Below are 23,221 nucleotides of genomic sequence, written 5' to 3'. Positions count from 1 at the left end.
TATGTCTTGCCCAACACCCTTTATTCCTGTAACAATGTGTTCACCTGTTTGATACTTTTACCATAAGAATTACAAGTGGAGGTTATCAAATGGAAATTTTGCAGGTTATGGAGAATGACAACAATGAACAAGACTCAACGCGGCTTTCGCCGATCTGCGTTAGCCATGGGGGTGGCTTCGGCAATGTCTCTAGGACTATTGTCAAACGTTAACGCAGCCTCTTTTGATTGGGGAGAAGTATCTGGAACATTCGATTCCACTTGGACCGCTGGTGCAAGTTGGCGAGTTTCAGATAGAAATTGGAAAGACCAAATCGGTAAGGCAAACCAGCCTAATTATAATTGGGCGAACTATACTGCTTTTGGAAATACAATTCATCAAAGTACTGATATTTGGGCCAATTCTGGTTCGTATTCAACTAACAATGATTTAAGTAATCAACTTCACACGAGTGGTGAAACTTTTTCAGAAATCTTTAAAGGTTTGCATGAATTATCACTAGAGTATAAAAACTTTGGTTTATTTGCTCGTGGTTTATATTTCTATGACCGCAAATTAAATGATAAAGGTTTTGATTATGCGGATCCGTTAACAGGCAAAAAGTATGATGCTTGTGAAGATAAGCAAGCTGAAAAAGTACAGTGTAAAGATGTTCGCCTACTTGATGCTTTTGTTTACGGTAACTTTGATTTAAATGATGGCAAAAACCCATTATCTGTGCGAGTTGGTAACCAAGTTATTTCTTGGGGTGAAAGTACACTAATTCCACATGGTATTGGTGTAATCAACCCTGTTGATTTAAACATTTTGAATCAACCAGGTGCAGAACTTAAAGAAGCCTTTAGACCACAAGGAATGGTTTGGGCTTCTTTAGGTATTACAGACGAAGTTTCTGTAGAAGCATTCTATCAATATGATTGGGAACCAATTTGGATCCCTACGCCAGGTTCTCTTTTTGGAACCAATGACTTTGTTGGCTATGGCGGCTACCTGAATAATGCTCAATTAGGCTTCAGTGGCAACCCAGATATCAGCCTTGATTTCTTGCTTCAAGAGTACAACAAACTTGGTGGAATGATTGCTAGCGGGCAAGTCCCAGCAGAGCAACTCGGTCCTCTTGCGCTAGCATACACAACAAAAGTTACATTGGTTGATGACCATGGAAAAGCCTCTGACGATGGTCAGTATGGTATTAAATTAAGTTGGTATGCGCCTGAGCTTCATGACACTGAATTCGGTTTCTACTTCATGAAGTACAATAGTCGTCGCCCGCTAATTAGCGGTAAAACGGCTGACTTTGGTTCTGGTGCCATAGTATCCGATCTAGCTGTTCTGGGCAGAAATGCAGGCAATATTGATCGCGATACTCTGCTTAATTTACAGACGTTTTCTAAAGCTCAAATTGTTTTTCCTGATGATATTAAGCTTTACGGCTTGAGTTTTAACACTCTGATTGGTGATACCTCTTTAGCGGGTGAAATTTCTCATCGTCAAGATGAACCGCTGCAAATTGATGACGTAGAATTACTGTTTGCTGCAATGCCTGAGCAATTGGCAAAAGCAGGTCACCGTCCTGAATTAGGCGGCATTTCTCAATATAATCGAAATGTTAAAGACGTAGGTCCAGGTGAATATGCTGAAGGCTTTATTCGTAGTGATACTACTCAAGCACAGTTTACGTTAACGCACTCGTTTGGCCGTGCTTTCGGCATGGATAACCTTGTAGCACTCGCTGAATTCGGTGGTATTTGGATTCATGATATGCCGGATCCTGATGAACTTCGCTTAAATGGACCTGGTACAGCTCGCTCTGGTGGTGGAATTCCTGATCTTTTATTAAATGGTTTACATAACGGTCCAGAAACTAATCCATTTCCAACGGATTTCGCTTGGGGTTACCGTTTTGTAGCGAAAGCTGACTTTAACAATGTATTTGCTGGTGTGAACATGTCTCCTCGAGTCATTTTTTCACACGACGTTAAAGGTATTACGCCGGACCCATTATTCTTATTTACCGAAGGTAAGAAATCAGTTGCCGTTGGGATTAACTTTGATTATCAAAGCAAGTGGGGAGCTGATATCTCCTACAACAACTTCTTTGGTGGTGTAGGTACAACAAATGCACTGGAAGATCGTGATTATGTATCTTTCAACATTAAGTATTCGATTTAAAGGATGATACTAATGAAAACGAAAAACCTATTGTCATTAGCTGTTATGTTGGCTTTAACTACTCCAGCAGCATTGGCAAAAGTTTCACCTGATGAAGCGAAGAAGTTGGGCACAACATTAACTCCAATTGGTGGTGAGGTTGCAGGTAATGCTGATGGTTCAATTCCAAAATGGACTGGTGGTATCACTAAACCTGTAGCTGGTTTTAAGAAAGGTGATCATCATATCGATCCATTTCCGAATGATAAGATTGAATTCACTATTACAAATGCGAATAAAGCTAAGTACAAAGATTTTTTAACTGCAGGTCAAAACGCATTATTTGAATTGTATCCTGATACATACAAAATGAATGTTTACCAAACTCGCCGAAGTGCTGCTGCACCTCAATACGTTTATGACGCAACGAAAGCTAATGCTACACGTGCTGAATTAATCGATGGCGGAAACGGTTTAAAAGGCGCAGCAATTGGTGTTCCATTCCCGATCCCACAAAATGGTTTGGAAGCCGTTTGGAATCACATTTTGCGTTTCCGTGGTGTTGATATCGAAACTTCTCGTGCTCAAGCTGCACCTACTGCTGGCGGTTCATACAACCTTGTGGAGTATGACGAAGAAATTCACTTCAAATACACTCGACCTGATGAAACCGCAGAGAAACTGGCTGAAAATAATGTATTGTTCTATTTCAAGCAAGTTGTAACACAACCAGCACGTCGTGCAGGTACAGCATTGCTTGTAAAAGAAACCATGGATCAGCAAAAAGAGCCTCGTCAAGCATGGACGTATAACACTGGTCAACGCCGTGTTCGCAAAGCGCCAAATGTTGCTTTTGATACCCCGGGTACATTAACTGACGGCTTAAGAACGACCGATGATTTCGATATGTTCAACGGTTCACCTGAGCGTTACAACTGGGATCTTGTTGGGAAAAAAGAAATCTATATTCCTTACAATGATTACCGTCTTCATTCAGACAAGTTAACTTATGACCAAATTTTGAAACCTGGTCATATTAACCCTGAATATGTACGTTGGGAAAAACATCGTGTTTGGGAAGTAAAAGCGACACTGAAACCAGGCGTTTCTCACTTGTATAAAACTCGCGTGTTCTATATAGATGAAGATTCTTGGCAAATTTCTGCGGCTGATCTTTATGACAACCGAGATCAATTATATCGTGTTGCCGTTGCTCATGGTTTGAACTATTACGAAGTTCCTGCACAGTGGAGTACATTAGAAGTATTCCATGATCTTCAATCTCGTCGTTATATTGCAATGGGATTAGATAACGAAGGTCGTATGTACAACTTCGATGCAAAGCTAACTGATGCTGATTTTACTCCGTCAGCGCTACGTCGTCGCGGTATTCGCTAATTGTTAAAATGCCACTCTTTGCTATTGAAGAGTGGCATATTCTACCCATAATTATAATTTCAATATTCAAGGTAGTATTTATATGAATAACAATGACTTTTTTAAAAAAGTCGGTTTTGGCTTGAGTTTCTGTTTCCTCTTTACTAGTACACTCTCCATCGCAAACCCTCAAATTCAACCCAAAGCTTTGTCTTCTCTTGTCACTGATATTGATCGAAATGTTGCTGTCGGAGAGCGTGGTCATATTTTTATGTATGAAAATGGCTGGAAACAGGTTCAGTCTCCTGTTTCAGTAAACCTCACAAATTCAACCATGTTGAATGCACAACTTGGATGGGCTGTTGGCCATGATGCAACGATTATAAAGACAACTGACGGTGGTAAGACGTGGTTAACTCAATCTGAATCTCAGAGTATTGAAAAACCGTTTCTAGATATCACTTTTTTTGATGAGAAGCATGGTATTGCCGTCGGTGCCTATGGCCTTTTCTATCGAACTAAAGATGGTGGAAACAATTGGCGAGAAGAGTTTCATCTAGAGCTTCTTCATCCTGATGACCAAGCTTATTTAGAAGAATTGAAAGACGTTGATCCTGAAGGCTATGAAATAGAGAAAGGGTCATTACTTCCACATTTTAATAAGACTTCACTGTTAAAAGACGGTCGGTTATTAATCGTTGGGGAACTCGGAACAATTGCTATTTCTGATGATTTTGGTCATTCATTTCAACAAATTGACTTTCCATATGAAGGTTCGATGTTCAGTGCGATTGAAACAGGTGACCACATTTATGTGGCTGGTTTAAGAGGAAATTTATTCAAAACGGATAAAATATTCTCTAAGTGGACAAAAGTTGCATTACCAAATGATTCAACCATTCACAGTATTCTTAAAAAAGATAATGGTCTTTTACTTGTTGGAAATTCTGGTGTTGTTTACTCAGTAGGACTTAATGATGATGTGAAACTTTTAAAACAAATTAAAGGTGTGAACCTACTGAGTGTATCTGAGTTAGATGGCAATATTTGGCTTGCTGGCACTAATGGCTTAACAGTCTTAGAAAAATAAAAATAGGGACGTTTCATGTTAGAAAAATTTGTAAATGGTGTTGAAACTTTCCTTTTTCGTCACCGTGGTTGGGTAATTTCATTTTTTATCCTTGCTTCATTATTTTTGGGCTATCAGGCAAGCCTGCTCAAAATGGATGCTGCTTTTACCAAAAACATTCCACTACAACATACTTATATGCAGACCTACTTGAAGCATCAAAAAGATTTTGGTGGTGCAAATTCTGTAATGGTTGCAGTAGAGGATGTGAGTGGGGAAGTGTTCAATGAACACTTCTTTAAAACACTAAAAGATGTTCACGACCAATTATTTTTTATACCAGGTATCGATCGGGCTCAAGTCAAATCACTATTTTCACCATCAACTCGATTTACAGAAGTTGTTGAAGACGGTTTTGCCGGTGGCCCCGTAATTCCTGCGGATTTCTCATATTCTCAATCTGATTTAGATCGAGTCAGAGGGAACATTGAAAAAGCAGGTATTGTAGGTCGTCTTGTTGCTGAAGATTATAGCTCGGCGATGGTCTCCGCCCAACTGATGGAGTTTGATCCTCAAACGGGTGAGAAGCTCGATACTATCGCTCTAGCTGAGCAATTAGAGAATGATCTTCGCAAAAAATTTGAGTCAGATAAAATCAAAATCCATATTATTGGTTTTTCTAAAATGGCAGGTGATGTAGCAGATGGTGCAAAAGGGGTTGTATTGTTCTTCCTCTTTGCTATTGCGATTACAGGAATAATGGTTTATCTGTTTTCTCGTTCGTTATTGCTCACGGTATTACCATTGGTTTGTAGCCTTGTTGCTGTTGAGTGGCAACTAGGGTTATTAACAGTTGTTGGTTTTGGGCTAGATCCAATGTCGATATTGGTTCCATTTTTAGTATTTGCTATCGGTGTTAGCCATGGCGTACAAATGATCAATGCTGTTAAGAAGCGTGTTGCTTCAGGTAATACGACAAAAGTAGCAGCAACACTTGCTTTTAGAAGCCTACTGGTACCTGGCGGAGTTGCGTTACTTTCAGATACAGTTGGATTTTTAACTTTACTCGCCATCGATATTGGGATCATTCGAGAATTAGCAATTTCAGCGTCTTTGGGTGTTGCGGTCATTATTTTAACTAACCTTGTACTTTTACCTGTCTTACTTTCGTTTACTCATTTAGAAAAGCAAGTTAACGTTCAAGAGGTTGATAAGACTGAAAAGGTTTGGATTGCACTCTCTAAGTTTGCTACCCCTAAATATGCTGTTAGTGTACTAGCCATCACCGCAGTACTTTATGGATTAGGTTTCTATCAAGCTCAAAAACTGAAAATTGGTGATTTGCATGAAGGTGCACCTGCACTTCATTCTGATTCTCGCTATAACCTTGATACTGCATTTATCACAGATAAGTTTTCTATCACAACCGATGTTATGTCTGTAATTGCTGAAACAAAGGAAGAAGGGTGTACGTACCATGACATCATCAATCGGGTTGATCAATTTGAATGGTTAATGAGTAATACTCCTGGAGTACAATCAACAATTAGTGTTGCGTCAGTAGCCAAGAAGGTTAATGCTGGGTTCAATGAAGGTAATGCTAAGTGGGCTATTCTACCGCGGAATACGGCAACACTGGGTCAGGCGATCAGTCGAATTCCTACAACCTCTGGGTTGTTGAATCGTGATTGCTCAGTGATGCCAGTTTATATTTTTTTAGAAGATCATAAAGCTGAAACCATCGAAACGGTTATCGACAAAGTTAAATTAATTTCGCAAGCATTGGATAATGATGACATTAAGTTTAAATTAGCGTCTGGGCCTGTCGGTGTTATGGCTGCGACAAACGAAGCGGTTGCTGAAGCTCAGCTTCCAATGATGATTTATGTATATGCTGCTGTATTCATTTTATGTTTATTGAGCTTTAAGTCATTAAAAGCCACCATTGTTGTGATTATTCCTTTATACGTAGTTTCTACGCTTGCTCAGGCATTAATGACTTTCTTAGATATTGGTTTAGTTGTGAGTACGTTACCGGTTATTGCTTTAGGCGTTGGCATAGGTGTTGATTACGGTATTTATATCTTGTCTACTATGTCAGTAAAGCTCTCAGATGGTCTTGATGTTCAAAAAGCTTACCTTGAAGCGCTTAAAGAAAGAGGTAGTGCAGTGATCTTTACTGGTCTGACTTTAGCTATTGGTGTGAGTACTTGGGTGTTTTCTGCACTTAAATTCCAAATGGACATGGGAATTTTATTAACATTCATGTTCTTAGTTAACATGTTGGGTGCAATAATTATTATTCCTGCACTTTCATCTATTTTCTGGCGAAAGTCTTGCTAATGTTAAGTTTGCGGGAACTTAGTTCCCGCATATTTATGCATAGTTTATTCAAAATTCTGCTTGTTTCTTCATCCTGTAGATCAAAGTCACAAAATTTCTCTAAAATGAGAGGAATTACCACAAAAATATTACTCGAAATAAATCGCATTTAGTAATAAACTGCGCCACATATTACAGAATCTGCAAGCGGCTCTGTATACTGGTATGACTAGGTTTTCGTTAATTTTTTGTAATTGAAGTTATACTTATGTTGCATACCCGATTTTGAGCATCCGAACTATGATAAAAAAAGCGCTGCCATAGACGCTTAAGGAAACAGCAAAATGGCCTTGAAAGATGCAATGCCTTCAGTATTACTTGAAAATGTAATCAGTTTGATTCATACCAAAGTACCTAATTCTCAAGCGAAGCAAGTTGAGCAATTTGCGACTAGCTTATACGCCCACATGTCGAAAGACGACTTGAACGACCGTAACGATAGCGATTTATACGGTGCAATTCTAAGCCTCTGGAATGCTTTAAATAAGACTCCATCAGGTGAATCTCACTTGAGAGTTTTTAATCCGAGTCAATCTAAACATGGTTGGCATTCAGCTCACTCCATTATTGAAATTATCCTACCTGATATGCCATTTTTGGTTGATTCAGTAGGTATGATTTTAAACCGTATGGGTATCACTGCTCATATGATGCTTCACACACCTTTGGCAATAGAGAGAGGTGAAGAGGTTGTCAGTAGCATTTCTGCGATTACAGGCGAAGAAAAAGAATCAGAAAAAATCGCCGTCTTCTTAGTTGAAATTGACCGTCAGAGTGACGTTGCTGAAATGAAATCTCTCACGAAAGAGATTGAGTCAGTAATTATCGATGTTGCGGCTGCTGTTAATGATTGGGAAGCGATGTCAGGAAAACTTGCTGAAGTTGTGACTGAATTACCAGAGCGTCCTTACCCTGGTGATAAAGACTCTCGCGCTGAAGCTGTTAAGTTTCTTGATTATCTGAATAATCATCATTTCACATTATTAGGTTATCGCCGTTATGATCTTAAGCGTGTTGAAGGTGATATGGAGTTGGTTCCAGATTTAGATTCAAGCTTGGGCTTGATGAACAAACCTGGTGCATCAAAACCTGAGCGTCGTTTGATGCTTTCGTCATTCTCAGAAACTGCACGTAAAGAAGCACTTGATAGCAGTTTATTGATTCTGACAAAGAGTAATAGCAAGAGCCGTGTTCACCGTCCAGCTTACATCGATTATGTAGGTGTGAAACGCTTTAACGATGCCGGTAAAGTCATCGGTGAAGATCGTTTTATTGGCCTATATGCTTCAAACGTTTATAACCGTAGTGCCCGCGAAATTCCGTTATTAGCAGATAAAGTTAAACGTGTCATGAAGCGCTCTGGTTTTGTACCACGTTCACATGATTACAAGAACCTGCTGAATATTCTTGAGAACCTTCCACGTGATGAGCTGATTCAAGCGAAGGAAGAAGAGCTAGCTTCTGTTGCTCAAGGTGTTCTTGATATGCAAGACCGTGACAAACTGAAATTGTTTGTCCGCAAAGATGGGTATGGCCGTTTCTTATCATGCATGGTTTATGTTTCAAAGGATCGTTATAACACCAAGCTACGTGAAGATACTCAGCGTATTCTTGCTCAACACTTCAAAAGCAATGAAGAAGTTGAATTCACAACTTATTTCTCTGAATCGACTCTTGCAAGAACCCACTACATTGTGAAAGTTGAAAACAACAATATGGACGTCAATGTGCCAGCAATTGAAAATAACCTTATTGAAGCAGCCCGTTCTTGGGAAGACAAGCTAAATTCTGCCCTTAGCGATGTATTAGGCGAAGAGAAAGGTAAAGCACTAACTAAACGTTATCTTGGCGCATTCCATCCAAGTTACAAAGAAGATGTTTTACCAAGTTCTGCAGTTGTTGATTTACAGCAACTTGAGGCCTTAAATATCGACAATGAACTTGGTATGTTGTTCTATCAGCCGCAAGAAGCGGCACTGAATGACAACAAAGTTCGTTTAAAGTTATTTCATAAAGATGAACCAATCCATCTTTCAGACGTTCTTCCGATGCTTGAAAACTTTGGTCTTCGTGTTATCAACGAGCGTCCATACGAAGTTAAAACAACGGATGGTGCAACATACTGGATTCTTGACTTTTTAATGACGGTACAAGGTACAGTTGTTACTGAAGATTTGGCCGATAGCCAAGATCGTTTCCAAAATGCATTATCCCAAGTTTGGCAGAAAAAACTCGAAGACGATGGGTTTAACCGTATCGTTTTATCTTCAGGCTTAACTGGTCGTGAAGTTTCTGTTATTCGTTCTTATGCGAAGTATATGCGTCAAATTGATGCAACGTTCAGTCAATCATATATCGAAGAAACATTTACTCGCTATCCTTTCATTGCCGAATTGCTAGTGAAGATGTTTATCCGTAAGTTCAATCCGAAACTTAAGACTCGAACTTTAGATAAGTTTGTTGAGCAAATTAACTTACGTCTAGATGAAGTATCTAGCCTTGATGATGACAGAATTATTCGTCGTTACCTTGATTTAATTAACGCTACACTCCGTACCAACTTCTATCAACAAAACGAAAATGGTCAGGCCAAAGACTACATTTCATTCAAGTTCCAGCCGGATCTTATTCCTGAAATGCCTAAGCCGCTGCCGCATTATGAGATCTTTGTTTATTCAACAAGAATCGAAGGTGTCCATTTACGTGGAGGTAAAGTTGCTCGTGGTGGTTTACGTTGGTCTGACCGTCGTGAAGATTTCAGAACTGAAGTTTTAGGCCTTGTAAAAGCGCAGCAAGTTAAGAACACAGTAATTGTTCCTGTAGGCGCTAAAGGTGGTTTTGTATGTAAACAATTACCTACCGAAGGCGGGCGTGACGCTTTCTTCGCTGAGGGACAAAACTGCTACCGTATGTTTATCCGTGGCTTATTAGATATTACAGATAACATTTCTAACGGTGATATTGTTCCTCCAGTTGATGTTGTTCGTCACGATGAAGATGATCCATATTTGGTAGTTGCTGCAGACAAAGGAACAGCCACATTCTCTGATATCGCTAACGAAATCTCAGAAGAATATAATTTCTGGTTAGGTGATGCGTTTGCTTCTGGTGGTAGTAATGGTTATGACCACAAGAAGATGGGGATTACAGCACGTGGTGCTTGGGAGTCAGTTAAGCGTCATTTCCGCGAAATTGGTGTTGATTGTCAAACTACCGACTTCACCTGTGTAGCAGTTGGCGACATGGCTGGGGATGTATTTGGTAATGGTATGCTGCTGTCTCGACATATTAGGCTGCAAGCTGCATTTAACCATATGCACATCTTTATTGACCCTAACCCTGAAGCTGAAGCAAGTTATGTTGAGCGTGAGCGCTTGTTTAACTTACCTCGTTCTTCTTGGGAAGATTATAATAGTAAGTTGATATCAAAAGGTGGCGGTATCTTCTCTAGACATGCGAAGTCAATTTCGCTTTCTACAGAAATGAAGAAGATGTTGGGTACTAGCAAATCTAGTATGACACCGAATGAGTTATTAAAAACCATTTTACAGATGCCTGTCGATCTCGTTTGGAACGGCGGTATTGGTACTTATGTTAAAGCTACTTCAGAGACACACGCTGAAGTCGGAGATCGTGCAAACGATGCTATTCGTATTAATGGTGACGAAGTTCGTGCAAAAGTTATCGGTGAAGGTGGTAACTTAGGCTGTACTCAACTTGGCCGTATTGAATACGCAGCAAATGGCGGCCGTATGAACACTGACTTCGTGGATAACGTTGGTGGTGTTGATTGTTCAGATAACGAAGTAAATATTAAGATTTTACTTAATGCTCTTGTCACTGACGGTGAAATGACGGTTAAACAACGTAACCGATTACTTGAAGAAATGACTGAGGAAGTGAGTCAAATCGTACTTCAAGACTGTCAAGATCAAACTCGCTCGATTTCTGTTACGCAGGTTCGTGGTGCAGAACAACTTAAAGAGCAAATTCGCTTTATTCATCATTTAGAGAAAGAAGGTAAGTTAGATAGAGCGCTTGAATTCTTACCAAATGAAGATGAGTTGGCCGATCGACTGGCAAAGGGTAGAGCGCTAACTCGTCCTGAACTGTCCGTTATTGTTGCTTATGCAAAAATGGTATTGAAAGAACAATTAGTAACTCCTGAAATTACTGAAGATGAGTTACTAAGTAAGCTGTTAATTTCTTACTTCCCGCAGAAGTTACAACAACAATACAGTGCTCAAATGGCTTCACACCCGTTGCGTGGTGAAATCATTGCTACTTCATTAGCAAATGAATTAGTTAATAATATGGGCTTGAATTTTGTTCAACGTATGCAAGATGAAACAGGTGCATCAGTAGCTGAAATTGGTATTTGTTACACAATTGCACGTGAAGTATTCGACTTAGGTGACTTAATTAAACAAATTGATGAGCTTAACTTTAGTGTTGCAGCTGTTGTTCAAAGTGAAATGCTCCATGAGATTCGCCGTAGTATGCGTCGTGCAATCCGTTGGTTGTTACGTCACAGAAATCGCAGTAATAGCATTGAACAAACAGTAAGCTTCTTTAAACCAGTTGTTGAAGATTTAAAAGCAAATATCAACAACTATATGGTAGAAGCTGAAGTTCAAGAGCTTGCAGCCGATGTCGATTCGCTCATTGAAGAAAATGTAACGCCTGAAGTTGCTAAAGTAATTGCTAGCATGACTACTTTGTTCCCTGCATTGGATATTGCACAAATTACTGAAAATAGCGGTAAGCCTGTATCTTTAGTGGCTGAAACATACTTTAAGTTGGGTGCACGTTTAGAACTTCACTGGTTCTTGGTTCAGATTACAGGACAACCAGTATCAAATCACTGGCAAGCACTTGCTAGAGCTGCTTATCGTGAAGAGTTAGACTGGCAACAACGTTCTTTAACAGGGACTATTTTGGCTGATTGCGAAGCTAAATGTGATGCAAGTGACATCATTACTAAGTGGATTGATGAACATCAAAATCTATTGGAACGTTGGAATCATATGTTGGGCGACTTTAAGAGCTCCCAAGGTCATGAATTTGCTAAATTCTCAGTAGCATTACGTGAACTTAATTTACTGGTCTTACATTGTGAAGGCTCTAAGTAATTAATTACGTTAAAAAGCCCTGGCAAATTGCCGGGGCTTTTTTTGATGAAAAATATATAAAAATAATAAGGATTGATCATGCTTTACAATATTGCGAAAAAGTTCATGTTTAACATGGATGCTGAGAAAGCGCATGATTTAGCTATCTCAAGTCTAAAGAAAACAGCAAACACACCTTTTTCGTGCTTCTATCATCACAAATTTGCGAAAGCCCCAGTTAATGTTATGGGAATAAATTTTCCTAACCCAGTTGGATTAGCTGCAGGATTAGATAAAAATGGAGAAGCCATTGATGCTTTTCATTCAATGGGGTTTGGTTTTGTTGAAGTTGGTACTGTAACTCCGAGACCTCAATCCGGTAATGAGAAACCAAGGCTTTTTCGCATTGAAAAATCAGAAGGTATTATCAATAGAATGGGATTTAATAATCATGGAGTTGATTATTTAGTTAAAAACTTACAGGCAAAAAAATCAGATATTATTGTTGGCGTAAATATTGGTAAAAATAAAGATACGCCAGTTGAAAACGGAAAAGATGATTATTTGATCTGTATGGAAAAAGTATATCCTTACGCATCATATATTACAGTCAATATTTCTTCGCCTAATACACCTGATTTAAGATCTTTACAGTTTGGTGATCTATTAGATGATCTTTTAAGTTCATTAAAAACTAAACAAAAAGATCTGAGTGAAAAGTACAATAAATATGTACCGTTAGCTTTAAAAATTGCACCTGATTTAAATGATGATGAAGTTAAACAGATCGCAAACTCGTTATTAAAAAATAAGTTTGATGCCGTTATTGCAACTAATACTACTTTAAGTAGAGATGGCGTAAGTCATTTACCTAACGGAAATGAAGCAGGGGGCTTAAGTGGTAAGCCCGTGACACAGGCATCAACAGTCATCATTCAAAAACTATCTAAAGCTTTGGATGGTGCACTTCCTATTATCGGTGTAGGTGGTATATCAAGTGGTTCAGATGCAAAAGATAAAATGAATGCAGGTGCATCACTCGTTCAAATTTATACTGGTTTTATTTATAAAGGCCCAGACTTAATTAAAGATATTTTAAGTTATTTAATTAAAAAATAGATCTAAAATTTATTTAGATCAGTCTAAATGATCGTATTTAATGTTTTGATCAAATTATGATCTAAATATAAAATACGATCTTTATATATTTAATATACCAAATTATAATAAAGCTTTGAATTAGTGTAAAAAATAGTCTAATATATTTTCGACTGTCACCCAAAAGGTTATTGTTATGTTATTAATGCCAAAAAAGGACTGGCAATGGAAATATAATGATGCACATGGTGTATTAGGTTTATCGCTTGGTCCAGAATTAGAATTTTTAACACCATATACAAATAAACTGCTCATACCTGACGCATTAGGTGTTATGGAGTTTAATGTTGAAAATGCTAAATTTTATATTGATTTAATCGATAGATTACAAAACGTACTCACTTGTACTGAAGGCGCGCTTGTGCAAATTGCACTTAATGCGACTGCTGCACATTTTATGTTAAAGCCTCAAATGCCTAAATCTTGGTTTTTCGAATCGAGCCAAGTTTGTGTTTATAGTGAACAAGGAAAGGTGTTTGAATTAATATGTTCAGAAACAAGACAAAGAACGTTGGTTTTAGCCATTGAGTCTACGTTACAAGCAACGCTTGTTATGGTTTTATCCGCTGAAGTTGAGCTTAATGATACAAAAAAGCTTAAACAATTTGATACGATAAAAGTCATGCAAGATCGACTACATTCTCTAAAGTCCAAGTCTCAAGCAGCAGCGTAATTATTCACTAAATGTTTATTTATGCTGCTTATTTATAATATCGATAATTAGACCTACATTTATCTACTTTTAAGCAGTTAGTAATTGTTTTCATTTCCATTTTGATCTTGCATTTCACAGTTGAATGATTGCTGTACTGGCTTGTCTTTATTAATCCGAATTAATCATTATTATCTTTATCTTGCTGTAGTATCTAAGTAATAGCGTGAATACGTTACATAAATATTAGTCTGATATACACGTTCAAATGTGCGTAAGAAGGAGGCACTTAGAGGAGCTGTCAGAAAAAGTTAATTTGAACAGGGAAGCATTCTTGCCGCAAATCTTTTGCCAACCCCTAGTGTTGAAGTTTTGATTGAATAAGTATTAAAAAGTTCAAAATAGAATTTTAACCTACACTAATCTACAACGCACTCTTGCTATGTAAAATCAGTTTTAAATGCACAATACAAGATAAAGTGGGGTAGGTATGTCAGTAGAGCATCTGCCATCAGTTAGTAAAACTCGTTCATTTATGACCGTTTGTCTGATTGAGGTTTGGGAGCGCTTTGGGTTTATCGGAATGCAGTCGATCATCGTATATTATATGGTGCAGAGGCTAGGTTTCCCTGATTCAAAAGCAACTTTAGTTTGGAGTGCTGCAGCAGCTCTTATCTATGTTTCTCCGGCGTTTGGCGGTTGGATTGGTGATCAAATTTTAGGTACTAAACGTACCTTACAATTGGGCAGTTTTGTGCTAATCATTGGCTACTCAATGATGGCAATCCCTTCTACCAATCATTGGCTTCTTTATTGTGCTTTAGGTGTGATTGTTGTTGGTAATGGGTTGTTTAAACCAAATGCCGGTAATTTAGTTCGTAAAATTTATCATGGTGATAACTCTAAAATCGATAGTGCATTTACGATGTACTACATGTCAGTAAATGTTGGTTCGACTGTCACTATTCTTGTTACTCCTGTTATTAAAGAAATCTTGACCGCAAAGTATGGCCCTGAGATTGGGTGGCATGGTGCTTTTGGTGTATCTGTTATTGGTTTATTGATTGGTATCGCTAACTACAATTTAATGAAAGGAACACTAAAGCAATATGGATCCCGTGTTGAGGAAAAGCCAATTAATATTAAGCATTTACTTGCTGTGTTATTTGCTTGTGTTTTGACTGTTGGTGTATCAGCCATTATTTTACAATATGAACAACTTGCAAAGTTTTTCGTATATTCTGCCTTCGTAATTGTAGCGATAATATTCTTATATTTGATCTCTAAATCTAAGAAAGTCGAACGTCCTGGCCTTATCATTGCATTGATTCTAACTTTACAAAGTGTCTTTTTCTTCATTTTTTATCAGCAGTTATCTACATCACTTTCTTTATTCGCTTTACGAAATGTTGATTGGAGTTTTGATGCCTTTGGCGTTCATTTATGGAATTGGCAACCAGCTCAGTTTCAAGCTCTGAACCCCCTTTGGATTATGGTTATGAGCCCAATGTTAGCTTGGTTATATAACTGGACACATAGAAACAAGGTGAATTTTACCATTGGTATAAAGTTTTCACTTGGTTTCTTTGTTGTAGCTGTCGGATTCTTTATTTTTTCTCAAGCAAATCTTTTTGCTTTAAATGGTAAGACGTCTTCATGGGTAATGGTCTGGGGTTATGCTGCATACTCTTTAGGTGAGCTACTGGTGTCGGGCTTGGGGCTCGCAATGATTGCACGCTTTGTACCTGAACGTATCTGTGGGTTTATGATGGGGGCATATTTTGTTTCATCAGGGAATTCACAATATTTAGGTGGGCTTGTTGCAAACTATGCCAGTGTGCCTCACGATATTACTGATCCAATCAAAACGATGGTCATATATACTGATTTGTTTTATAAGTTAGGTTTTGCCGCATTAGGGTGTACATTGATCTCTTTATTGGTACTACCCAAACTCAATAAATTAACGAGAGAACATATACGTAACGAAGCGTAAATATTCAATCATTTATGGTTGCTTGCTAATAGGCAACCATATTTACTTTGCTAAAAGACCTAGCACTATTGCGCTACTGAAGCTGAATAGCGTTCCTATCATCATGTATTCAGTTAATTTCATATCTTTACTTTTACTCAAGTCACCGAGCCTAAAAATTGTTTTTGCTGCGAGTAAAAATCCTATAGCGGTGAATTGATTTATTAAAATAAAGGTAATGATCAAGCACCTTTCTATATAGCCTATCCATTTTCCTGCCGTTTGAAGGCCGTGCTGCTGATTATCAACTTGCTCAGAATATTTTTGTAGTCCAAGTGACATGAGAATCGAAATGGGCTTACATGCCAGTAAATAAGCAAGGAGTATACTTATATTTTTAAATGAATAAAGTTTGTCAAAAGTTTCAACAATAGCATGTAGGTTTTCAGGTTTTAAAAATAACCAACAGAAGAGTATGACAATGAAATGTAATGATTGGTCAATCAAAAAGAAAAGATTATTACGTGGCTGATAACTTTTCCAAACATCAATAAGGTAATGTGAAAATGCCATAAATATGGTCACAGAAATTACTTGTATAAGAGTAAAATCTAGAATTGATAGAAAAACCAAGAATGCGATAAAGTGAACAGAAATATGTTTAAGTAGAGCAGTAGAAAGAACTTTGTTCTTAAATCGATCTTCAACCCATGAATTAGGCTGAAGGTAAAAGTCGCATAAAGTATGAATTGCGGTAAGCGCTAATAATAATTCCATTTATTGTTCTCTATAATCTTAGATATATTCGTCTAATTGTATAAATTCCTTTATCAAATCTGCACCTATTGAACTCAATCGATTACTAATGTTTTGTCTGGATGTATCTGTAATCCTAGCTAATTCTTTATGTTCTGGAAATTTATTTTCTATGTAAGTCGTCAATAATTTTACTTGGGATCTTGTCAGCTTTTCAAGCTGATGATTTATTAGTTTTAAAAGTAATGTATAGGTTTTGCTTGATTGAACAGGTGAACTTATGAGCAAATCGCCTTTTTTGGTTTTACTTAGGTTACGACCAGAAGTTACAAAGACTGGCCCTTGAGATGTTTGAGGCCCATCAGTAATAATATCTGCGTGTCCATAAGCTAATGACATTGTACAGTCTTGGTTCCATGTGAATGCGAGTTTTAATTTAAGTTTTAGAAGTACAGTTTCATATAGGGCCTGTTGTGGTTTTTTGAAAACTAATTGAAACTCATCTCCACGGTATATTGCTGACAACGTATGAGTTGTCTTTAAATTTTGAACAAAATATTCCTCCAACCAAGTCGTAGTTTTCACTAAATCTTTTGGTTCTAATTTTGTCGAGTTGACTAAGTCAGCCGTTAATACAGCGATCATTTTTTTAGCCTCAATGATAGATGATTAGATAATAGTCAACTGCAACATCAAAAGCAATTAAAAAAGATTGCTTTAGTTAAAGCAACTTAATTTAATTGCACTGTGCAAGAGGTTCTTAAACAAAATGAAAATATGGCTATTGGAGTAGAGTAGGGTATGAAATACAACTTAACGAGTATTTAAGATGAGATATGATAAACAATATTAGTGGGATTACTAAAATTTAAAGTGAAACTAAAAAATTGAGAATTTGACTTAGAAGAGCGAGCTTTGTTTGCTTAGTGAGAATTGAGCTTGATGAATTCTGTTTTTAACTAAAATTGGTTGCGGGAGCTGGATTTGAACCAACGACCTTCGGGTTATGAGCCCGACGAGCTACCAAACTGCTCCATCCCGCGTCCGGATGAGAAAGTTTTAATTGTGTTCTAACAATTTTCTTTAATATAAGAGATATATAAATATTTTGTCGCGGAAGCTGAATTGAATCAATGACCTTCGCTAGCATAGTGAGAGTTGAGCCCAATGAGCTTTCCTTCTAACTAAAAATGGTTGCGGGAGCTGGATTTGAACCAACGACCTTCGGGTTATGAGCCCGACGAGCTACCAAACTGCTCCATCCCGCGTCCGGATGAGAATCTTTTAATTGTATTCTAACAATTGTCTTTAACATCAAAGATATATAAAGAGTTTATTGCGGAGGCTGAATTGAATCAGTGACCTTCGCTTGCTTAGTGAGAGTTAAGCCCGATGAGCTTTCCTTCTAACTAAAATTGGTTGCGGGAGCTGGATTTGAACCAACGACCTTCGGGTTATGAGCCCGACGAGCTACCAAACTGCTCCATCCCGCGTCCGGATGAGAATTTTTTAATTGTGTTCTAACAATTTTCTTTAATATAAGAGATATATAAAGAATTTGTTGCGAAGGCTGAATTGAATCAGTGACTTTCGCTGGCTTAGTTAGAGTTGTGCCCGATGAGCTTTCCTTCTAACTAAAAATGGTTGCGGGAGCTGGATTTGAACCAACGACCTTCGGGTTATGAGCCCGACGAGCTACCAAACTGCTCCATCCCGCGTCCGGATGAGAATTTTTTAATTGTATTCTAACAATTGTCTTTAACATCTCAGATGTATAAAGAATTGGTTGCGGGGGCCAGATTTGAACTGACGACCTTCGGGTTATGAGCCCGACGAGCTACCAAACTGCTCCACCCCGCGTCCGATATCGAATAATTATTTGGTTGCGGGAGCCGGATTTGAACCAACGACCTTCGGGTTATGAGCCCGACGAGCTACCAAACTGCTCCATCCCGCGTCCTAATAATTTTCAATTGCTTTAATGACTTGGTTGCGGGAGCTGGATTTGAACCAACGACCTTCGGGTTATGAGCCCGACGAGCTACCAAACTGCTCCATCCCGCGTCCACCTTTAAAGCGGGGCGAACTATAGCCACATGGTAGATTCAATGCAAGCAGTATTTTGAAATTAAGTTTCAGTCGCTTAAAATTGCGGCATAGCTGGCTCAGGACTCCTTGTATTGTATGAATCCTTTACTACAGCTTCTTTAATTAATGGTTTTATCGATTAGTTTTTAGGTTTTAGGTGCTTATATCGGTATAATGCCGACCATTATTTTATTGTGCTGAAGTTACGCATGTTTGAGTTTTTTGCTGCTGCCCCAAAGGGGTGTGAATATAGTCTTGCTAGAGAATTAGAAAATCTAGGGGCTACTGAAATTAAAGAAAGTGTTGCAGGAGTATATTTCTCTGCATCCTTGGAGTTAGGGTACCGCATCACTTTATGGTCGCGAATAGCCAGCCGTATTGTATTAATCTTACAAAAAGCGACCTGTAATAATCCAGAAGAGTTATATGACACGGCTTATTGTATTGACTGGCCAAGTCACTTTTCAAATAGAAGTACTTTTAGTATTGATTTTCACGGTACCGGTGGTTTTATCAAAAACACACAGTTCGGTGCTTTAAAAATTAAAGATGCAGTTGTTGATCGTTTTAGGGATGATGATGAGCAACGACCAGACGTTTCTCGCAGTCATGCTGATTTTCGAATCGATGCTCACTTCCGCCGTGGTAACTTAACGATCGGAATTAATTTCTCAGGTCCAGCACTTCATCAGCGTGGTTACCGTGATGCAACAGGTTCTGCACCATTAAAAGAGAATCTTGCAGCAAATATGCTTGCACGTAGCGGTTGGACTGAAAATCAAACTGATTTATTTGACCCATTCTGTGGTAGTGGAACTGTTGTCATTGAAGCAGCAATGATTGCTGCCGACTTTGCCCCAGCTTTAAAACGCACTGAATTTGGCTTTATGCATTGGCATCGACACGATGAAGCGTTATGGAAAGAGGTTTTTAACGAAGCTGAAGCGAGAGCGAGCATCGGTAGAACACGCTGTGAACAAAAATTCTTTGGTACTGATATTGATCCACGTTTAGTGTCGATTGCGACAAATAATGCCAAACGTGCAGGTGTTGATCAATTAATCACTTTTGATACTGCTGATGCAACTCAAGTTCAGCCTCCGGTGAGTCAAGGCACAATTGTAAGTAACCCACCTTATGGCGAGCGTTTAGGTAAAGTTACTAGCTTATTGCAACTATATTATCGTCTAGGTGAGCACTTCAAAGCCAGTTTTGGTGGTTGGAAAATTTCGATGTTGTGCAGTGAAATCGAACTACTTTCAGCACTTAAATTAAAAGCAGATAAACAATTGAAGCTATTTAATGGCGCTATCGAGTGTGGTTTCAATACCTATACACTTCATGAAAAAAGTACGCGACGTGAAGTAACGGCGCAAACAGCTGATCTTGCTAATGTCGCTCCTGATTTTTGTAATCGAATTAAGAAAAACTTAAAACAAATACTTAAGTGGGCCAAAAAAGAAGAGTTAGATTGCTACCGAATTTATGATGCAGATATTCCGGAATACAACGTCGCAATCGACCATTATGTAGATTATCTTGTAGTTCAAGAATATGCTGCTCCTGCAGAAATGCCTGAATCAGTTACAAAAAGGCGAATCAGTGACATCTTGTTAGTTCTGCCCGAGCTTACTGGTGTTAATTCAGATAATATTGTTGTCAAAACTCGCTCAAGACAGAAAGGTGCTAATCAGTATCAAAAACTAAGACAAGAAAAAGTTGAATTAACGGCTCATGAGTATGGGGCGAAATTTAAACTTAACTTGTCAGGTTATCTGGATACGGGTCTATTTTTAGATCATCGCCTGACGAGAAAGCTGATTGGCGAGAAGTCGAGTGGTAAATCTGTGTTAAACCTGTTTGCATACACAGGTTCAGCTTCAGTTCATGCTGCAATGGGTGGGGCGCAATCTGTAACGACAGTTGATATGTCTAATACCTACTTAAATTGGGCAAAAGAAAATTTTGACTTAAATGGGTTAGTAGGGCGTAAGTATCAATTTGTTCAAGCAGATTGTTTGACTTGGATTGAAGAGCAAACTACACAATATGATTTGATTTTTATTGATCCGCCAACCTTTTCAAATTCTAAAAGAATGGAAGAGTCTTTTGATGTTGAACGCGATCATGCCAGCATGCTCATTACATTAGCTAAATTAATGAGTAAAGAGGGTGAGATCATTTTCTCCAACAACAAGCGCAAGTTCAAAATTGACCATGAAAATCTAGAAAAAGCTGGATTGGTAGTACATAACCTTGATGCTAAATTACTGCCTCTTGATTTTAAGCGTAATCCACAAATTCATAACGTTTGGTCAGTAAAGCATGCATAAACTTGAGGCTGAATTAGTGCTGTTTCACACAGATGGTTGCCATTTGTGTGAGGTTGCAGAGGCACAATTGAAACAACTCAGTTTAACGTTTGTCATGAAAGATATATGTGACGAAGAAGCTTTAGCTGAGCAGTATGGGATCCGTATCCCAGTATTAATGAACAACGCAAATGGCAAAGAACTAGGATGGCCATTTGATGTTGAAGATATTTCAAAGTTTTTAGGAGCGTAACTTGAGTCTAGTAAGAATTAATAATGGCTCATTAGCCTTCGGATATATTCCATTACTTAAAAATGCAGATTTTACGATAGAACCTGGTGAGCGCGTTTGTATCGTTGGGCGTAATGGTGCGGGTAAGTCAACACTATTAAAGATATTAGATGGCGAAATCCTACTTGATGATGGCGAGTTTAATATCGCTACGGATGTCAAAGTTAGTCGTTTACAGCAAGATCCACCTAAATCAGCAGAAGGTAAAGTCTATGCCTATATCGCCGGTGGATTAGCTGAAATTGGGGATATGCTTGAAGAATACCATGAGTTATCACTGTCAGTTGCTACTGCTGAAGGTGAAACAATGGAGAAGTTGCTCAATAAAATGCAACGTCTACAAGAGCACCTTGATCATAACAATGGATGGCAGCTTGAATCTCGCATAACCCAAATGTGTCAACTACTGGGTTTAGATGCAGAAAAACCATTATCTGAATTATCTGGTGGTTGGCAGCGCAAAGTAGCTCTAGCTAGAGCTTTAGTCAGTGAGCCGGATTTATTATTACTTGATGAGCCAACGAACCATTTAGATATTGACACCATTGAATGGTTAGAGCAGTTTTTGTTGAATTACAAAGGTGCGATTGTATTTATCAGCCATGATCGTGGCTTTATTCATCGTATTGCGACAAGGATTGTTGATCTTGATCGTGGTGTGGCAACAAACTGGCCGGGCAGTTATCAAAAATACCTTGTTGGCAAAGCGGAATGGCTGAGAGTAGAAGAAGAACAAAATGCACATTTCGATAAAAAACTCGCTGAAGAAGAAGTTTGGATACGGCAAGGCATCAAAGCACGTCGCACACGCAATGAAGGTCGTGTTCGTGCATTAAAAGCTTTAAGACAAGAGCGTAGTCAACGCATTAATCGTCAAGGCAATGTGAATATGGCCGTGGCAGATGCAGAACGTTCAGGAAAGCTGGTATTTGAAGTTAAAAATCTGGACTTTAGTATTCCAGAAAAAAGCTTGGTTAAAAACTTTTCTACTTCAATTATGCGTGGCGATAGTATTGCTCTTATTGGTCCGAATGGATGTGGTAAATCAACACTCATCAAGTTACTTCTGGAGCAATTAGAACCTCAGTCTGGCAGTGTGAGAGTAGGAACTAAGCTTCAAGTTGCTTATTTCGATCAATATCGTGAAGCGCTTGATCCTGAAAAAACGGTTGAAGAAAATGTTGGAGATGGAAAACAGACCATTACCATCAACGGTAATGATAGACACATTTTGAGTTACCTTCAGGACTTCTTATTTTCACCTGCTCGTGCACGTACACCAGTGAAAGCATTAAGCGGTGGTGAAAAGAATCGATTACTACTTGCTAAATTATTGTTACGTCCTGCAAACTTAATTGTTTTGGATGAACCAACAAATGACCTTGATATTGAGACCTTAGAATTGTTAGAGTCTTTATTATCAGAATATACAGCGACATTATTAATTGTCTCTCATGATAGAGAGTTCATTGATAATACTGTGACAAGCAGTTGGTGGTTTGCTGGTAATGGCCATTGGCAAGAATACGTTGGTGGTTATCAAGATGCTGTTTCTCAAGGTGCAAAATTCTATCGTGAGGAACTTGAGCAAGAACCTGTTGTCAATAACAAAGCTGAATTGCAAAAGCCTAAAACAGAAGTTGCTAAAAAGCCTGCTAAGAAGTTAAGTTATAAGCTTCAAAAAGAATTACAAGATTTACCAGCTAAAATGGATAACCTTGAAACAGAAATTGAGAAGTTACAAGCATTAGTGAATGCTGGTGATTTTTATAGCCAAGAACAAAGTATTGTTAACGAAAAGTTGAGTTTATTGGCTGAAAAAGAACAACAACTAGAAGTTTACTTTGAGCGTTGGGAAGAGTTAGAGTCCCAGAAGTAGGTTGGTCAGAGTAGCTGAA

The 23,221-nt window shown here is 38.3% G+C and carries 13 protein-coding genes and 7 tRNA genes; 11 read left to right on the top strand and 9 right to left on the bottom strand.

What is annotated here, in order from left to right; genetic code table 11:
• Positions 1-123 precede the first annotated feature (123 nt).
• The 8 genes from AC1EU2_RS09350 to AC1EU2_RS09315 all read left to right on the top strand — a co-directional run bounded on the left by AC1EU2_RS09350 (position 124) and on the right by AC1EU2_RS09315 (position 15,896).
• Complete coding sequence (locus tag AC1EU2_RS09350; protein WP_480298003.1) at positions 124-2,172, top strand: DUF1302 domain-containing protein; 2,049 nt, start codon at positions 124-126, stop codon at positions 2,170-2,172.
• A gap of 12 nt (positions 2,173-2,184) precedes the next feature.
• Entirely contained in the window at positions 2,185-3,549 is a 1,365-nt protein-coding gene (locus tag AC1EU2_RS09345; protein ID WP_480298002.1) for a DUF1329 domain-containing protein, read from the top strand.
• 82 nt (positions 3,550-3,631) lie between these two features.
• Entirely contained in the window at positions 3,632-4,618 is a 987-nt protein-coding gene (locus AC1EU2_RS09340; protein ID WP_480298000.1) for a WD40/YVTN/BNR-like repeat-containing protein, read from the top strand.
• Positions 4,619-4,633: 15 nt separating this feature from the next.
• Positions 4,634-6,940, top strand: a complete 2,307-nt coding sequence (locus AC1EU2_RS09335; RefSeq protein ID WP_480297998.1) for an efflux RND transporter permease subunit — start codon at positions 4,634-4,636, stop codon at positions 6,938-6,940.
• Between the two features lie 323 nt (positions 6,941-7,263).
• Positions 7,264-12,111 carry an NAD-glutamate dehydrogenase gene (locus tag AC1EU2_RS09330; protein WP_480297996.1) on the top strand — a complete coding sequence of 1,616 codons (4,848 nt, stop codon included), beginning with the start codon at positions 7,264-7,266 and terminating at the stop codon, positions 12,109-12,111.
• A gap of 78 nt (positions 12,112-12,189) precedes the next feature.
• Positions 12,190-13,209 (top strand): quinone-dependent dihydroorotate dehydrogenase, encoded by a 1,020-nt coding sequence (pyrD, locus tag AC1EU2_RS09325; RefSeq protein ID WP_480297994.1) that lies wholly within the window; start codon positions 12,190-12,192, stop codon positions 13,207-13,209.
• Positions 13,210-13,384: 175 nt separating this feature from the next.
• The gene (locus AC1EU2_RS09320) at positions 13,385-13,921 is read left to right on the top strand and encodes a cell division protein ZapC (protein ID WP_480297992.1); all 537 of its coding nucleotides are present in this window, start codon (positions 13,385-13,387) and stop codon (positions 13,919-13,921) included.
• Between the two features lie 469 nt (positions 13,922-14,390).
• Positions 14,391-15,896 carry a peptide MFS transporter gene (locus AC1EU2_RS09315; protein WP_480297990.1) on the top strand — a complete coding sequence of 502 codons (1,506 nt, stop codon included), beginning with the start codon at positions 14,391-14,393 and terminating at the stop codon, positions 15,894-15,896.
• Positions 15,897-15,938: 42 nt separating this feature from the next.
• On the opposite strand, the gene AC1EU2_RS09310 is transcribed toward AC1EU2_RS09315, so the two are convergent.
• From AC1EU2_RS09310 to AC1EU2_RS09270, 9 genes are all read right to left on the bottom strand, one after another.
• Positions 15,939-16,652, bottom strand: a complete 714-nt coding sequence (locus AC1EU2_RS09310; RefSeq protein WP_480297988.1) for a DUF3307 domain-containing protein — start codon at positions 16,650-16,652, stop codon at positions 15,939-15,941.
• A gap of 18 nt (positions 16,653-16,670) precedes the next feature.
• Positions 16,671-17,276, bottom strand: a complete 606-nt coding sequence (locus AC1EU2_RS09305) for a hypothetical protein (protein ID WP_480297987.1) — start codon at positions 17,274-17,276, stop codon at positions 16,671-16,673.
• Positions 17,277-17,597: 321 nt separating this feature from the next.
• Positions 17,598-17,674, bottom strand: a tRNA-Met gene (locus tag AC1EU2_RS09300).
• A 148-nt stretch (positions 17,675-17,822) separates the two neighbouring features.
• A tRNA-Met gene (locus AC1EU2_RS09295) sits at positions 17,823-17,899 on the bottom strand.
• 148 nt (positions 17,900-18,047) lie between these two features.
• Positions 18,048-18,124: transfer RNA gene (locus AC1EU2_RS09290), tRNA-Met, on the bottom strand.
• Positions 18,125-18,272: 148 nt separating this feature from the next.
• Positions 18,273-18,349, bottom strand: a tRNA-Met gene (locus AC1EU2_RS09285).
• A 65-nt stretch (positions 18,350-18,414) separates the two neighbouring features.
• Positions 18,415-18,491, bottom strand: a tRNA-Met gene (locus AC1EU2_RS09280).
• Positions 18,492-18,511: 20 nt separating this feature from the next.
• Positions 18,512-18,588 (bottom strand) — tRNA-Met (locus tag AC1EU2_RS09275).
• A gap of 30 nt (positions 18,589-18,618) precedes the next feature.
• Positions 18,619-18,695: transfer RNA gene (locus AC1EU2_RS09270), tRNA-Met, on the bottom strand.
• A gap of 233 nt (positions 18,696-18,928) precedes the next feature.
• Here AC1EU2_RS09270 and rlmKL point away from each other — a divergent pair.
• Genes rlmKL through AC1EU2_RS09255 form a run of 3 tightly spaced genes read left to right on the top strand, consistent with a single transcriptional unit; the run spans position 18,929 to position 23,202 of the window.
• Complete coding sequence (gene rlmKL, locus AC1EU2_RS09265) at positions 18,929-21,052, top strand: bifunctional 23S rRNA (guanine(2069)-N(7))-methyltransferase RlmK/23S rRNA (guanine(2445)-N(2))-methyltransferase RlmL (protein WP_480297985.1); 2,124 nt, start codon at positions 18,929-18,931, stop codon at positions 21,050-21,052.
• Entirely contained in the window at positions 21,045-21,284 is a 240-nt protein-coding gene (locus tag AC1EU2_RS09260) for a glutaredoxin family protein (RefSeq protein ID WP_480297983.1), read from the top strand. The genes rlmKL and AC1EU2_RS09260 overlap by 8 nt, the downstream gene beginning before the upstream one ends.
• Before the next feature lies 1 nt (position 21,285).
• A complete protein-coding gene (locus tag AC1EU2_RS09255) occupies positions 21,286-23,202 on the top strand; it encodes an ABC transporter ATP-binding protein (RefSeq protein ID WP_480297981.1) in 1,917 nt (638 codons plus the stop codon).
• The last annotated feature ends 19 nt before the right edge of the window (positions 23,203-23,221 follow it).

Source organism: Parashewanella sp. 2304DJ23-3, assembly GCF_056591695.1.
This window is presented reverse-complemented; position numbering and strand designations above follow the sequence as displayed.

Coding starts and splice junctions, on each gene's coding strand:
- AC1EU2_RS09350 (WP_480298003.1), top strand. CDS start 124: ATGAACAAGACTCAACGCGGCTTTCGCCGATCTGCGTTAGCCATGGGG.
- AC1EU2_RS09345 (WP_480298002.1), top strand. CDS start 2,185: ATGAAAACGAAAAACCTATTGTCATTAGCTGTTATGTTGGCTTTAACT.
- AC1EU2_RS09340 (WP_480298000.1), top strand. CDS start 3,632: ATGAATAACAATGACTTTTTTAAAAAAGTCGGTTTTGGCTTGAGTTTC.
- AC1EU2_RS09335 (WP_480297998.1), top strand. CDS start 4,634: ATGTTAGAAAAATTTGTAAATGGTGTTGAAACTTTCCTTTTTCGTCAC.
- AC1EU2_RS09330 (WP_480297996.1), top strand. CDS start 7,264: ATGGCCTTGAAAGATGCAATGCCTTCAGTATTACTTGAAAATGTAATC.
- pyrD (WP_480297994.1), top strand. CDS start 12,190: ATGCTTTACAATATTGCGAAAAAGTTCATGTTTAACATGGATGCTGAG.
- AC1EU2_RS09320 (WP_480297992.1), top strand. CDS start 13,385: ATGTTATTAATGCCAAAAAAGGACTGGCAATGGAAATATAATGATGCA.
- AC1EU2_RS09315 (WP_480297990.1), top strand. CDS start 14,391: ATGTCAGTAGAGCATCTGCCATCAGTTAGTAAAACTCGTTCATTTATG.
- AC1EU2_RS09310 (WP_480297988.1), bottom strand. CDS start 16,652: ATGGAATTATTATTAGCGCTTACCGCAATTCATACTTTATGCGACTTT.
- AC1EU2_RS09305 (WP_480297987.1), bottom strand. CDS start 17,276: ATGATCGCTGTATTAACGGCTGACTTAGTCAACTCGACAAAATTAGAA.
- rlmKL (WP_480297985.1), top strand. CDS start 18,929: ATGTTTGAGTTTTTTGCTGCTGCCCCAAAGGGGTGTGAATATAGTCTT.
- AC1EU2_RS09260 (WP_480297983.1), top strand. CDS start 21,045: ATGCATAAACTTGAGGCTGAATTAGTGCTGTTTCACACAGATGGTTGC.